At 67.4% G+C, this 12,466-nt stretch carries 9 protein-coding genes and 6 pseudogenes; 6 read left to right on the plus strand and 9 right to left on the minus strand.

Features of this window, described 5'->3' with window-relative positions; translation table 11 throughout:
* Positions 1-65: 65 nt before the first annotated feature.
* On the plus strand, positions 66-773 hold the full coding sequence (locus T428_RS26325; protein ID WP_051465147.1) for an alpha/beta fold hydrolase: 708 nt from the start codon (positions 66-68) through the stop codon (positions 771-773).
* A 132-nt stretch (positions 774-905) separates the two neighbouring features.
* On the opposite strand, the pseudogene T428_RS26330 reads toward T428_RS26325, so the two are convergent.
* Positions 906-1,531 (minus strand): annotated as a pseudogene (locus tag T428_RS26330) (PaaI family thioesterase).
* A 21-nt stretch (positions 1,532-1,552) separates the two neighbouring features.
* A pseudogene (locus T428_RS26335) lies at positions 1,553-2,430 on the minus strand (aldo/keto reductase).
* Between the two features lie 24 nt (positions 2,431-2,454).
* Here T428_RS26335 and T428_RS0107395 point away from each other — a divergent pair.
* Positions 2,455-2,955 (plus strand): DUF1990 domain-containing protein, encoded by a 501-nt coding sequence (locus tag T428_RS0107395; RefSeq protein ID WP_025735975.1) that lies wholly within the window; start codon positions 2,455-2,457, stop codon positions 2,953-2,955.
* Here T428_RS0107395 and T428_RS26340 read toward each other — a convergent pair.
* The 5 genes and pseudogenes from T428_RS26340 to fdxA all read right to left on the minus strand — a co-directional run bounded on the left by T428_RS26340 (position 2,924) and on the right by fdxA (position 5,747).
* Positions 2,924-3,897: pseudogene (locus tag T428_RS26340) on the minus strand (NAD(P)H-dependent flavin oxidoreductase). The gene T428_RS0107395 and the pseudogene T428_RS26340 sit on opposite strands and share 32 nt — an antisense overlap.
* 3 nt (positions 3,898-3,900) lie before the next feature.
* Positions 3,901-4,248, minus strand: coding sequence for a cupin domain-containing protein (locus tag T428_RS0107405; protein WP_025735976.1), 348 nt, complete (start codon positions 4,246-4,248; stop codon positions 3,901-3,903).
* A 41-nt stretch (positions 4,249-4,289) separates the two neighbouring features.
* A complete protein-coding gene (locus T428_RS0107410) occupies positions 4,290-4,703 on the minus strand; it encodes a hypothetical protein (protein ID WP_156942890.1) in 414 nt (137 codons plus the stop codon).
* 14 nt (positions 4,704-4,717) lie between these two features.
* Positions 4,718-5,383, minus strand: coding sequence for a helix-turn-helix transcriptional regulator (locus tag T428_RS26345; protein ID WP_036467307.1), 666 nt, complete (start codon positions 5,381-5,383; stop codon positions 4,718-4,720).
* Positions 5,384-5,390: 7 nt separating this feature from the next.
* Complete coding sequence (fdxA, locus tag T428_RS0107420) at positions 5,391-5,747, minus strand: ferredoxin (RefSeq protein WP_025735978.1); 357 nt, start codon at positions 5,745-5,747, stop codon at positions 5,391-5,393.
* A gap of 54 nt (positions 5,748-5,801) precedes the next feature.
* On the opposite strand from fdxA, the gene T428_RS0107425 reads away from it, so the two are divergent.
* Positions 5,802-6,596: a class I SAM-dependent methyltransferase gene (locus T428_RS0107425; RefSeq protein WP_025735979.1), complete on the plus strand. Its 795-nt coding sequence runs from the start codon at positions 5,802-5,804 to the stop codon at positions 6,594-6,596.
* Between the two features lie 735 nt (positions 6,597-7,331).
* On the opposite strand, the pseudogene T428_RS26350 reads toward T428_RS0107425, so the two are convergent.
* A pseudogene (locus T428_RS26350) lies at positions 7,332-8,728 on the minus strand (wax ester/triacylglycerol synthase family O-acyltransferase); the annotation flags it as partial.
* 14 nt (positions 8,729-8,742) lie between these two features.
* Complete coding sequence (locus T428_RS0107440) at positions 8,743-9,990, minus strand: alpha/beta hydrolase family protein (RefSeq protein WP_025735980.1); 1,248 nt, start codon at positions 9,988-9,990, stop codon at positions 8,743-8,745.
* 297 nt (positions 9,991-10,287) lie between these two features.
* On the opposite strand from T428_RS0107440, the gene T428_RS35325 reads away from it, so the two are divergent.
* The 3 genes and pseudogenes from T428_RS35325 to T428_RS26365 form a co-directional block, all read left to right on the plus strand.
* Complete coding sequence (locus T428_RS35325) at positions 10,288-10,419, plus strand: hypothetical protein (protein ID WP_281173742.1); 132 nt, start codon at positions 10,288-10,290, stop codon at positions 10,417-10,419.
* A gap of 207 nt (positions 10,420-10,626) precedes the next feature.
* Positions 10,627-11,750, plus strand: a pseudogene (locus T428_RS26360) (Rv2629 family ribosome hibernation factor).
* Between the two features lie 21 nt (positions 11,751-11,771).
* Positions 11,772-12,430, plus strand: a pseudogene (locus T428_RS26365) (dienelactone hydrolase family protein); the annotation flags it as partial.
* Between the last annotated feature and the right edge of the window lie 36 nt (positions 12,431-12,466).

The raw sequence follows: 12,466 nt of genomic DNA on the forward strand, positions 1-12,466 counted from the left end.
TCGGTGTGAAATTCCGTCCCATCGGCGGATTCCGCGCCCGGCCGGGCGTTCCTAGCCTTGGTGCCATGCGCACAGTTGGCGTCCTCAGGTCTGTCGAACATCGACAGGGGGTTTCGATCGCCTACCAGGTCAACCCCGGGCCGGGTGCGCGCGCGGACTGGCTGGTGCTGGTCCACGGGACCATGCAATCGAAGACCATCTGGGAGCGCTTCGGCTATACCGAACAGCTGACCCGCCGGTTCAATGTGGTGACCATCGACGTCCTGGGCCATGGGCAAAGCAGCAAACCACATTTTGCGGCGCGCTACGACACGCGCTTTCTCGCGCTCGATATCTGCGCGGTGCTGGACGCAATCGGGGTCCGGTCCGCCCACTACCTGGGGTACTCGCTGGGCGGCAGAATCGGTTTAGCGATGGCGGTGCTGCACCCGGGCCGGGTTCGCTCGCTGGTCGTCGTCGGATCTTCGCACCACGCCCAACACGACCTCGCGGAGAGGTTCTTTTGCCGGGGCGCCGTCGAGATCCTCGAGACCGACGGGATGCCGGCTTTCCTCGCCCGGTGGCAACAGGCACGCGGCTTCGTCCTGAGCGCGAAGAACCTCGACCGATTGGCCGGTCACGATCCCCTGGCGCTGGCCGCCTACCTGCCTCCTGCCAAACGGATCCGGGCATCGATGAGCACCAACTTTCGCGGATCGCGATTCCGACGCTCATCTGCGCCGGCACCGATGACGCTTTTCGTTTCGAGGAATCAGCCGAACTGGCGGACCTGATCCCCGGCGCCACGTTTTACGCACTGGCAGGCAAAGACCACGGTCCGACGATCACGACCGGCGCGCCCGAACTCCTCGACCAACTGACCGCGTTCTACGCCGTCAGCAACGCCACCGAATGGGCCGCGTGAGCTACGGCTGGCCGGGTTTGAGTTTGACGAACAACGCATCGGCTTCGGCCAGCAGCGTGTCGCCGTCGTCAACTTGCCCGACACGAAGATCTTGCGGCCGTCCACGCGGTCGATGCCGGCGTCGAACTGCAGGTCCTTTTCGATCGGGACGATGTTGCGGTAGTTGATCGTCAGATAAGCGGTCCGCTGCCGGCGGCTGCCGGTGAGCACCGACGCGGTCAGGCCGAGCACGGTGTCGAACAGCATCCCCAACGACCCGCCGTGCACGGCGCCGTTGCGGCCCAGGTGAAACCGCGCGAAGCGGGCGGTGCCCTCGATCCGGCCGTCCGCGGTCTTGCGGGACGTCAACGGCACCGTCAGGACGTTGCCGCGCATCGGCAGGTCCATTCGGCGGCCCGACGGCGACTCCCACTCGTCCGCGTCGTACGGGCTCAGCAGCACGGACAGCTTCTCCAGCGTGTCGGCGGCCTCGCTGATCACCTCGTCGGGAGCGTCGACGGCCCGCGCGTGGTCCTGCAGCTTGCGCACCGCGTCGATGAACCGGCCGTAATCCGGCCCGCCCTTGGTCGTCGGTTCGGGTGGGTTGAATCCCCCGCCGGGGTGTTTCTGATGCTCACCGGCCACCAGAACACCGTATTGGGTGTGGAATTACTTCGCGCCGGCAGCCGCCAGGGTCTCGAACTCCTCGTCGGACAGCGTGATCTCGGCCGCGGCCACGTTCTCCTCCAGGTGCGACACCTTCGACGTGCCGAGGATCGGCAGCATCACCGGCGAGCGCTTCAGCAGCCAGGCCAGCGCCAGCTGCGAGGGGGCGACGCGTGGTGGTCGTCGGCGATGCGTTTCAGCGGGCCGTCGGGAGCGGCCAGCTGCCCCGCCGCCAGCGGGAAGTACGGGATGAACCCGACGCCGTGTTCGGTCGCGAAGTCGAGGAGCGGTTCAGCCCGGCGGACGGTCAGGTTGTACATGTTCTGCACCGACACGATCGGGGTGATCTGCTGGGCCTCCTTCAGCTGGTCGACGCTGACCTCGGACAGCCCGATGTGGCGGATCTTGCCCTCGTCCTTCAGCTTGGCCAGCTCGCCGACCTGGTCGGCCAGCGGCCACTTGGGGTCGACGCGGTGCAACTGCAACAGGTCGATGGTCTCCACACCCAGCCGGCGCAGGCTCATCTCGGTTTCCTGACGCAGGTAGGCCGGAAAGCCCATCTCGATCCAGACGTCGGGGCCGGTCCGCAAAAATCCGGCCTTGGTCGCGATCACCAGGTCGTCATAGGGGTACAGCGCCTCGCGGATGATCTCCTCGGAAATGTAGGGGCCGTAGGAGTCCGCGGTGTCGATGAGATTTACGCCCAGTTCGACGGCGCGGCGCAACACTCGGACGCATTCGTCGCGATCGGCGGGTGAGCCCCAGACGCCCTTGCCGACGATGCGCATTGCCCCGAACCCGAGGCGGTTGACGGTCAAATCGCCGCCGAGGGTGAACGTTCCGGACGCTTCTGCAACGGTTTTCGAGTTTTGTGCGGTCACCTTTACGACCGTACGCTCGGGCGGGTGGACCTGGCAGCGCTCGAAGAGCTTCCGCTGACGTACTCCGAGGTGGGCGCGACCGCCGCCGGCGAGCTGCCCGCGGGATATCACCATCAACACGTGCAGCGCCGGATCGGCACGGGCCGGCAGCGATTCGAGCGGGCGGCCGAGGCGGTGATGCGCTGGGGCATGCAGCGCGGGGCCGGCCTGCGGGTGCAAGCCTCCTCCGAGGTTGTCGTGCTCGACGCGGTGGTGGTGGTGCGGCTGGGGTTTCTGCCCGCGCCGTGCCGCGTCGTCTATGTGATCGACGAGCCCGATATCCGCGGGTTCGGCTACGGCACCCTGCCGGGCCACCCGGAGTCCGGCGAGGAACGCTTCGCCGTGAGCCGGGACCCGGCCACCGACGCGATGTTCGCCAAGGTGTCGGCGTTCTCCCGGCCGGCGACCTGGTGGAGCCGGGCCGGCGGACCGGTGCTGAAGGTCGGCCAGCGGCTCATCGCGCAGCGGTACCTGCGGGTGGTCTGACCGCTACCCCCCAGCCGGCCAGCAGCCGTTGCGCGCCGGTGCACATGGCGTCGATGACCTCGGCCACCGACGCGTCGTCGCGGATCATGCCGACCCCCTGACCGGCGTCGACCGGGGCGATCCGGCGGTCGTCGGCGTCGATCGCGGCCGCCAGCTCGTCGCAGGCCGGCGCATCGAGCGCGTCCTCGTGGCCCGTCCAGCGCGCGACGAAGTCGTTGGCCAGCACCCGCGCCGGGAATCGCGACGGCCACGGCAGGCCCTTGGCGACGTCGAAGGCCCGGGTGACCCGGGTGTCGGTGGATCGCGCCGCGATCAGGGCCTGGCGGCTGGCGTCGCCGGTCAGCGCCTCCGGGCACGCCGCCAGACGGGTGCCCACCCAGGCGCCGCTGGCCCCGGCGGCCAGCACCGCAGCCAGACTGCGCGGCGAGGCGATGCCGCCCCCGGCGAGCACCGGCACGGTGACGGCGTCCAGCACGTCGTCGAGCAGCGGCAGCGTGCCGAGCTTCGTATCCGCGTGCCCGCCGCCCTGGGCGCCGCGCGCGACCACGACGTCGACGCCCGCCTCGACGGCCTGACGGGCCCCGAGCGCGTCGTAAACCTGTGTGACAGCGGGGATTCCGGCGTCATGCGCCTGTGCCACCCACGACCAGTCGGTGCCGAAGCTGACCGACAGCAGCGCGGGCCGCGCGGCCAGCGCGTCCTCCAGCAGGCTCTCCTCGGTGCGCATCACCCAGTCCACCAAGCCGATGCCGAACCTGCCGTCGACGTGTTGCAACTGGGCCGCCAGCAATTCCCGGTTCGCGACACTGCCCATGCCGACCATGCCCAGACCACCGGCCGCGCTGACGGCGGCGGCCAGCCGGCCACCCGCGACGCCGCCCATCGGGGCGTTGACGATCGGCACCCGCAGGCCGAGCTCCTCGACCAGGGCGTGGACAGCATCGGCTAGTGCGCCGCGCCCGGCTGGCTCTTTAACACGGTCAGGACGATCACCGAATCCTCGACGGCGTGCAGGGCATGCCGTTGCGGTGGAATCGCCACGTAGTCACCGGTCTTACCGTCCCAGGAATCGTCCCCGGCCGTCAGGCGCACATGACCCTGCAGCACCTGCAACGTCGCCTCGCCGGGACTGTCGTGTTCGGACAAATCGTGGCCGGCGAGCAACGCCAGCACGGTCTGGCGCAGTTCGTGGCTGTGGCCACCGCGGATGGTGTGTGCGGCGCGTCCGCTGTGGGACTGCTTGGCTTCGGCCAGCTTTTCGGCGGCCAGGCTGGTGAGCGAGATCGATTCCATGGGTTCATCCCCTCGGTGGGCTGCGGTGGACTGTCAAAATCTCATGTGCTCAATAGGAGTATCCCCGCCACGATCAACGCCGCGACCTTGACTACCTCCAAGCCGACGTAGGCGTAGTGGGCGAAGGAGCGGGGTCCGTCCATCCCGGCGAGCACCTGGTCGGAACGGCGGGTCAGCCGCGGGCGCACCGCGATCAGCTGGATGGCCAGCGTCGCGAACGCGATGACGAACGGGATAGCGATCCGGCTAGGCATCGGGCCGTCCACCACGACCGCCAGGATGACGATGGCGAACGCCACCTCGACGGTGTTGAGCGCGCGAAAGACCAGCCGCCCGATGCCGAGCCCGATCTGCAGCGTGACGTTGGGCGCCCGGAATTTCAGCGGGGCTTCCAAGAACGAGATGGCCAGCACCATGCCAAGCCAGACGAAGGTGACGGCGGCGGCGACCGCCATTTCGATGTTCACTTTCAGGCCTCCTGCAACTCGAGGTGTGCGACACACAGATCGGGTTCGACGAACGCATCCAGCCGCTCGACGGCAACCGGGGCGCCCGAGGTTTCCAGCGCGCCTTGCATGATCCCAAGGTGCACGGGACAGACGACGGCGGTGCGGTTTTCGGCGACTTCCAAAAACGGGCAGTGCCGCAGGCCGACTTGGTGCTCGCCGTCGGCCACCCGGCGCTCCGGGGCGAAGCCGAGCCGGTCGAGCACGTCGATCAGGTGGCCGATGGCCTCGTCCGGGTTCGTGGCGTCCGCCGACGAGCCGGCAACCAGCTGGCGACCCCAGGACCGTCCCGCGGCCAGCGCCTTGTCGGCCGCATCCTGGTCGGCCGCGAACGCCGTCGTCAGTATCTCGGCGAGCAACCGGTAGTGCCGCGTCCCGCCGCGATCCATCTGCCGGACGGCCCGGAACATCAGCGGCGGACGCCCCGGACCCTTGCGGCCCGGCTCCACCTGTTCCACCTGGTCGTCGGCGGCCAGGCTGTCGAGGTGGAAGCGAACGGTGTTGGGATGCACGCCCAGCACATCGGCGATCGCGACGATCGTCATCGGCTCCCGCGACGTCCGCAATATCCGCAGCACCTCACGGCGGCGACCGGCGGACTCCGCCGTTGACGTGACCCCGGGCGTCATCGGCCGCTCACGCTCCTTCGGATACGTCGGCTTTCGGATGGGCGGCCACCAAGGGGGTGTCGACGCCGAGGGCACCGAGCTTGGCCGCGCCGCCCGGTGACCCCAGCGGGGCGTCGCGCCCCGGCAGGGTCTCGGAGAAAAACGCCGCATTGTCGGCCAGGTGCGGCTGCAACTCGTCGGGCAGGTCGTCTTCGTAGTAGATCGCGTCGACCGGACAGACCGGCTCGCACGCGCCGCAGTCGACGCATTCGTCAGGATGAATATAGAGCGCCCGGCCACCCTCGTAGATGCAATCCACGGGACATTCGTCCACACATGCCCGATCCATCACATCGATGCAAGGCTTTCCGATAACGTACGTCATGCGATAGAGTTTACACAATCGCGATTGTGAAAACTAGGAAGGGCGGGAAAGCTTATGTCTCCCATGTCGAGTCGGGCCGACGACAGCGTTGCGGGCCACTGGCTGCTGGCGCGGTTGGGGAAACGCGTCCTTCGCCCCGGCGGTGTCGGGCTCACCCGCACGATGCTCGCCGGCGCCGACGTGACCGACGCCGACGTGCTCGAGCTCGCCCCCGGCCTGGGCCGCACCGCCGCCGAGATCCTCACCCGTGCCCCGCGGTCGTATGTCGGCGCCGAACAGGACCCCGAGGCGGCCGAAACGGTGCGCGACGTCATCGTCGGTGTCACCGGCGCCTCCGGAACGGTTCGGGTCGCCGACGCCGCCAACACCGGGTTGCCCGACGCCAGCCGCGACGTCGTGATCGGCGAAGCCATGCTGACGATGCAGGGCGATGCCGCCAAACACGCGATCGTCGCCGAGGCCGCGCGAGTGCTGCGGCCGCGCGGTCGGTACGCGATCCACGAACTCGCGCTGACCCCCGACACCGTCTCCGAGGAGATCAGCACCGAGATCCGGCAGGCGCTGGCCCGCTCGATCAAGGTGAACGCGCGCCCGTTGACCATCGCCGAATGGTCGCGGTTGTTGTCGGACCACGGACTGGTCATCGACCGCGTCGTGACGGCGCCGATGGCCCTGTTGCAGCCGCGCCGGGTGATCGCCGACGAGGGGCTGTTGGGTGCGCTGCGCTTCACCAGAAACCTGCTGCGGAATCCGGGCGCGCGCAAGCGAGTTCTGGCCATGTGCAACACCTTTCGCAAGCATCGCGAACGGCTGACCGCCGTCGCGATCGTCGCCCGCAAGCCGGAATAGCCATCACTGCCGGGCTTGGCTGTGCGCGACACCGGCAGCCGATGTCTCCACACGGCGTTTGATGCCGAGTAACAAGCCACGCGTGCCGAAGGCGACTATCGGCCTAAGCAGCTCCATGGCGAACACCGCACCCGGGCGGCGCAGGGCGATCCTGACGCGGGTGAGCAGTCGCACCCGGTCCTCCCAGTGCGGCTGAACGTGAAACGACCACACCACATCCCGGGCCGGATCCGATGTCCGGGCATGGAGTACCAAATACTTTTCCGGAACGATTTCAGCGACGCGAAACGTCACCCCGTCGGGCTGGCCCAGCCAGCCTTCGGGAGCCAGGCGAACGGTGTCCCCCACCGCGAGTTGTTGCCATTCCGGGCGCACCCGATCGGTGTGACGGTAACCGAGACCGACCGCGTTCATCACCCCCTCCCAGCCGTAGCAACCACCGCGGTCCTGGCCGATCTGCAGCAGCCAAGGCCAGACCGCCGCGGTGGGGGCGTCGATGTAGATCGCCTCGGTTGACTGGACGGCGGGATCGGCCACCAATGTATCGCCAGGCAGCACCATCCGGCATTCCGATTTGGTTGTGCCCCAATCCCGGTAATAGCGCCGGGCGCCGTACAGCAGCGCAATCAGCGCCGCTGTCCTGGTGACCGATGCGATCGAGTGCCTCACGTTTCGATCTGACCACGCGTCACTGCGCGCCGGTAGGGACCGAAGTCCTCTTTGCCCGCATCCGCGGACGCCCACAGCGGATTCGGGTTCGGCAAGACATTGCTCGATCAGCGGTATCAGGGTGTCGATATCCGGCACGGCCTCGCGCCCAGCCGCGTAGCCGAACCCGATGCGGTCGGAGTACGAGCAGGTCGTGACGTTGAGCGCCATCCCGTCGTAGACGGTCGACACCGGATAGATCTCCTCGATATGCGCCCCGTTCCAATACATTTCGGCTTCAGGACCCGGCACGTGCGAAATCGGGATGTTGAAACCTGTCCGTATCCGCGGCGTGAACGGCAGCAGCGGAGCAATAACGGTCGCGGCGATGCTCGCCGCATTCGTCAACAGCGATGCCGCCGATCCCCGCTTCGCCACCCACTGTTTTCCTGCCGACATCGACCGGTGAATCAGGCCCAACCGCGCGATCGGGTCATCCACATTGGTGCCCAAGGGACACAGCCAAAGGCCGAACATGTTGCCGTACTGCGCAATCAACGGGTCCGAGTTGCGATCGCGCACCGTGATCGGGCAGATCCCGACCAATGACCGCTTGGGCAATTCACCGCGGTCACCCAGCCAGCGCCGCAACACTCCCGCCACCATCGCGGTGATCACGTCGTTGGCGGTGACACCGGCCGACTCTTGCACAGCCCGGATACGGGCCTTGGCCCAACTGCCCGCGCAGACCGCACGCTCGGGCCCCAGCCGGCCGTTGAACCGCGTGTAGGGCGCGCCGAAGGGCCACCCGGTGGTGTAACCGGCCAGGCCGTCCATCAGCGTCGACAGCTCCCCCGTAACGACGCGCTCGATCAGGCCGACGCCGCGGGCCGTGGTGTCGGCCAGTGACCGTACCGGCGCGGTCAGACGAGACAACAGTCCCGGGGACCCGTGTGGCACCGCGGATTCGTCGCGATGGTCGGCATAGACGGGGAGCATCGACCGCCGCTGCGCGTCGCTGCTCAGCGCATCGGCGATCATCCGAAGCCCGGCGACGCCGTCGGTCAGGGTGTGATGCACCTTGATGTAGAACGCGAATCGACCCCCCTCGAGGCCGTCGATCAGATAGGACATCCACATCGGGCGGGACCGGTCGAGGCGTTGCGCGTCCAACTCGCCGATCAGCCGCCACAGGTCGGCGTCGCCACCAGAGATGGCGCGGCGCAGGAAGTGTCGACGCACGTCGAGGCTGTTGCAGTCACGCCACACCCAGAGGCCGCCGGTGTCGACACCGCGATGGGGATATCGGCGAAGTCTGGGATCGACCGGCGCGTTCGCGGCGAGTGTCTCCCGGTACAGTGCTTCGACATAAGCCGGGCCGGCATGCGTGGGCGGTGACAGGATCAGCACGGCACCGGCGTGCATCGGGCTCGACACGACTCCGCGGCCATCATCGCGGCGCCCAGCGGATCCAACGGATGCATGTCAACCGCCACAACTAGGCAGGGCGGTCGCGCTGCGTTGCCGCTCCGTCCAACAGCCCCGACTGCACCAGCGCCTCCCACACGAACCGCTGCACGGGCTGTGAGCGGAAGAATCCGGTGTGACCGCCCCGGTACCAGACGATTTCCGGCTTACCCCAGTGCTCCCAGAGGCGGGTCACCTGCTTGCGCGGATGCACCACGCGGTCGGCGATGCCGGCGTAGATGAAGCGGCCTCTCATGGGCACGAGCGGAGCCAGCGACAACGGCGAGACCATGCGCCCGATGGGCGCGGCCAGTTCCATCGTCTGCCGGCGCAGGTCGCCGTGGCTCAGACCGGAGTGGCTCCTCAGTAGTTCGACCAAGTCGGCCACGGGAACGCCGAGTATCGCGCAGGTGAGGCCCTTGTCGAGGCTGGCGACCAGCGATGCGATGTAACCGCCGAGCGAAAGACTGTTCAACTCGATCAGCGATTCGGGCTCCTGCGAGCGAATCCAGGACAACAGGCGACGGATATCCCATACCGCCTGAGCCGTCGCGTGCACGTCGTCGAGCACATCCTCCCCCGGAAACACCGCCCCCTTGGGCAAGCCACGCGACCGGGGCCCATGCATCGGAAGGACCGGCATGACGACGTTGAGACCGAGTTCGTCGTGCAGTTTCCATGCCCGAAACAACGCGAGATCCAATGCGGCGCGCCCCATTTCGGTTCCATGCACGCACACCAGCCACGGGCGTGGTTGGGAGTGGCGCAGCAGCAGCGCATACTCGCGATTGTTCGCGGTGTAGCCCATCCATCGTTGCGCGCCGGGTTCGCCCGGGTGCGGTGCGTACCCGCTGTCGAAGAAGATGCGGTGATAGGAGCGGCTGCGGCCCTTGACCTTTCGGATCTCGACGTCGGAAAGCACCGGTGGCGTGCCGAAGAACCGCCTGGGCTTTTCCAGCCATCCCTTGTCCCCATAGAACTGGACCCCGTCAACCACCTCGCGGGTGATCCGCTCCCAAATGTCCAATTGGCTGACCGGGCGGCGCGCCTTCAGGCCTGTCAACACGACCTCGTCGCGGAAGGCCTGTGCCGCCAGCGCGATAGTGGGCCGCGCGATCGGCAGTTCGTCGGACCCGCGACCGAGGTAGCCACGCCATGACCGGGTGACGTGCTGGCCGGTATGCACGAAGGGGGTAATGGCGCCACCCAGGACGCCGCCGGACGCGCCTCGACGCAAAGCGTCCCGCTGCCGTGGGTGGTCGCCGGTGGCCGTTGCCATGACGGCACGCTAACACCGTCTCGAGCCGCCCAGGTAGGGACCTAGGGCCCGTTGCCGATCGCGAAAGTCCATCTGGGACAAAGGACTTTAGTCACTCGTGCCGATCCGCGAAACGTCGTACCGTCGGGGGCGTACGCAAGACTTTGTTTCGAGTAGGAGTGGGATCATGACAGAGGCACCGGCAAAATCCGAGCCGCGCTGGGCCGAACTTTCGGACTACGTGCTCGAGTCGGTCGAAAGTTCGGCCGCAAGCAGGCGATCGAGGCGGTACGCAAGTTCGTCGATCAGATCAGCCCTGTGCTCCCGAAGCAGTCGCGACGCAAGACCGTTGTCGACGCCGCGCTGGACCTGGCGGAGGAATTGACCACGGCGCGGATCGAGTTCTTCCGCAGTGTGCTGCGCAGCGCCGCGGAGGTGACGACCAGGTAGGGACCAGGTGAAGCGTTGGCCGGGCGGTTGCGGTCACCGCCCGGCCAACGCATGTCCTCGGCCTCCTCGGCCGGCGGGCCCCGAACTCTCGACCCTACAACGGGACCAAAGGCCCGCATCAGGGGGCTAACGGCTCTGGCGGGCTCGCAAATGCCGTTCATACGGTTGACCAACAGTAGAGGCCAGACACAACAGCCAAGGTGTGCGATGCGATCGGAACGTCTCAGGGGGCTGGTAACGGCGAAAGGCCCTTTCGCCTCGGTGTCTTTCGACGACTCGCACAACACGGCAGGCGCGGTCGAGCAACTCGAAGCGAAGTGGCACGAAATCCGCAAGCACCTCGAAAACATGGGTGCGGGAACGGAACTCCTCGGCACCCTCGAGGATGCCGTGCTGAACCACCGCCCCGTGGTGGGTCGGCGCGGCCGAGCGCTGATCACGAGCAGCGACCACGTGCTGATCGACGAACAACTCTGCAGCCCACCCTCGAGCACGGTGGTTCGCTTCTCGGATTACCCTTATGTCCTGCCGTTGGTCGACGGCGCGATGCTGCGACCGGTTTACCTGTTCGCCGCGGTCGACCACACCGGCGCCGACGTCAGCCTGTACGACGGCACCACCGTCAAATCCAGTCACGTGGAAGGCGCCGGGTACCCGGTGCACAAACCGGCCACGGCCGGCTGGAATGGCTACGGCGATTTCCAGCACACGGCCGACGAAGCCGTGCGGATGAACTGCCGCGCGATCGCCGACCACTTGACCCGGCTGGTGGACGAGGCGGATCCCGAGGTCGTTTTCGTCAGCGGAGCGGTTCCCGCCCGCGCAGATCTCCTTGCCGAATTGCCGCAACGCGTGGCCGAGAGGGTCTGCCAATTGCATGCGGTGCGCGGAAAGGTCGCGCCCGCGAAGCAGAGCTCCACGAAGCGACCTCGGCGGAGTTCGCGCGGCGGCACGGCCTCGAAATGACCGACGTCGCGGATCGCTTCCAATCAGAGGTCGGACGGGGCTCCGGCTTGGCGGCCCAGGGGCTCGGTGCGGTGTGCGAGGCGTTGCGTGACGGCGACGTCGATACGCTGATCGTCGGTGCGCTGGGTGACACCCTCGTGGTTACCGGCCACGCGCTGACCACCATCGCGCCCGATGCCGACATGTTGTCCGAACTGGGCGAGCCGGTGGAACGCATCGCCCGGGCCGACGAGGCGTTACCGTTCGGCGCGATCGCGGTCGGCGCTTCGTTGGTGCGGGCCCCCGACGGGAGCGCGCCGGCCGACGGGATTGCTGCGTTGTTGCGTTATGCCGCCAGCGACCGGCTTGCCGGTAAGCATCCTTAGGATCGGTCGATCACCATGATAGACAAGGAAATCCGGGTCGCCGTCGGGGCGGCGTCGGTGGCCGGGCAGCTCACCGTCCTACCGCACGCCAAGGGCGTCGTCGTGTTCGCGCATGGCAGCGGTAGCAGCGGACACAGTCCTCGCAATCGTTATGTCGCCGAAGTGCTCAACGCCGCGGGGTTGGCCACCGTACTTTTCGACCTGCTGACACCCGAGGAAGAAGCCAACCGGGCCAACGTCTTCGACATCGGATTGCTCGCGCACCGATTGATCCTCGTCACGGCATGGCTGGGCGCTCAACCCGATACGGCGTCATTGCCGGTGGGGTACTTCGGTGCCAGCACCGGCGCGGGCGCCGCCCTGGCCGCGGCCGCGCATCCGGGTGTCAAGGTCACCGCGGTGGTGTCTCGGGGCGGGCGGCCCGATCTGGCGAACGGATTGCTCCGCAAAGTGAACGCCCGACCCTGTTGATAGTCGGCGGGCGCGATGAGACGGTCCTCGAGCTGAACCGGCAGGCGCTGTCCGCGATCCCGGTCGAGTGCGAAGTCGCGGTGGTTGCCGGCGCCACCCACTTGTTCGAGGAACCGGGCACGCTCGAACAGGTGACGAGCCTGGCCCGCGATTGGTTTCTCGGCCATCTCAATCCGGCGGCGCCCGCAGATAAGATGTGTCGAATTTAATCGACATTATTGCTAGTTTTAATCAACAATTTCCCT

Origin of the sequence: Mycobacterium genavense ATCC 51234, assembly GCF_000526915.1 — a bacterium.
GTDB lineage: Bacteria > Actinomycetota > Actinomycetes > Mycobacteriales > Mycobacteriaceae > Mycobacterium > Mycobacterium genavense.

Excerpts from the sequence above, each read along its gene's own strand:
- T428_RS0107440 (WP_025735980.1), bottom strand. The coding sequence starts at position 9,990 with ATGGCAACGGCCACCGGCGACCACCCACGGCAGCGGGACGCTTTGCGT.
- T428_RS26325 (WP_051465147.1), top strand. The coding sequence starts at position 66 with ATGCGCACAGTTGGCGTCCTCAGGTCTGTCGAACATCGACAGGGGGTT.
- T428_RS0107425 (WP_025735979.1), top strand. The coding sequence starts at position 5,802 with ATGTCTCCCATGTCGAGTCGGGCCGACGACAGCGTTGCGGGCCACTGG.
- T428_RS0107405 (WP_025735976.1), bottom strand. The coding sequence starts at position 4,248 with ATGGAATCGATCTCGCTCACCAGCCTGGCCGCCGAAAAGCTGGCCGAA.
- T428_RS0107410 (WP_156942890.1), bottom strand. The coding sequence starts at position 4,703 with ATGGCGGTCGCCGCCGCCGTCACCTTCGTCTGGCTTGGCATGGTGCTG.
- T428_RS26345 (WP_036467307.1), bottom strand. The coding sequence starts at position 5,383 with ATGACGCCCGGGGTCACGTCAACGGCGGAGTCCGCCGGTCGCCGCCGT.
- fdxA (WP_025735978.1), bottom strand. The coding sequence starts at position 5,747 with ATGACGTACGTTATCGGAAAGCCTTGCATCGATGTGATGGATCGGGCA.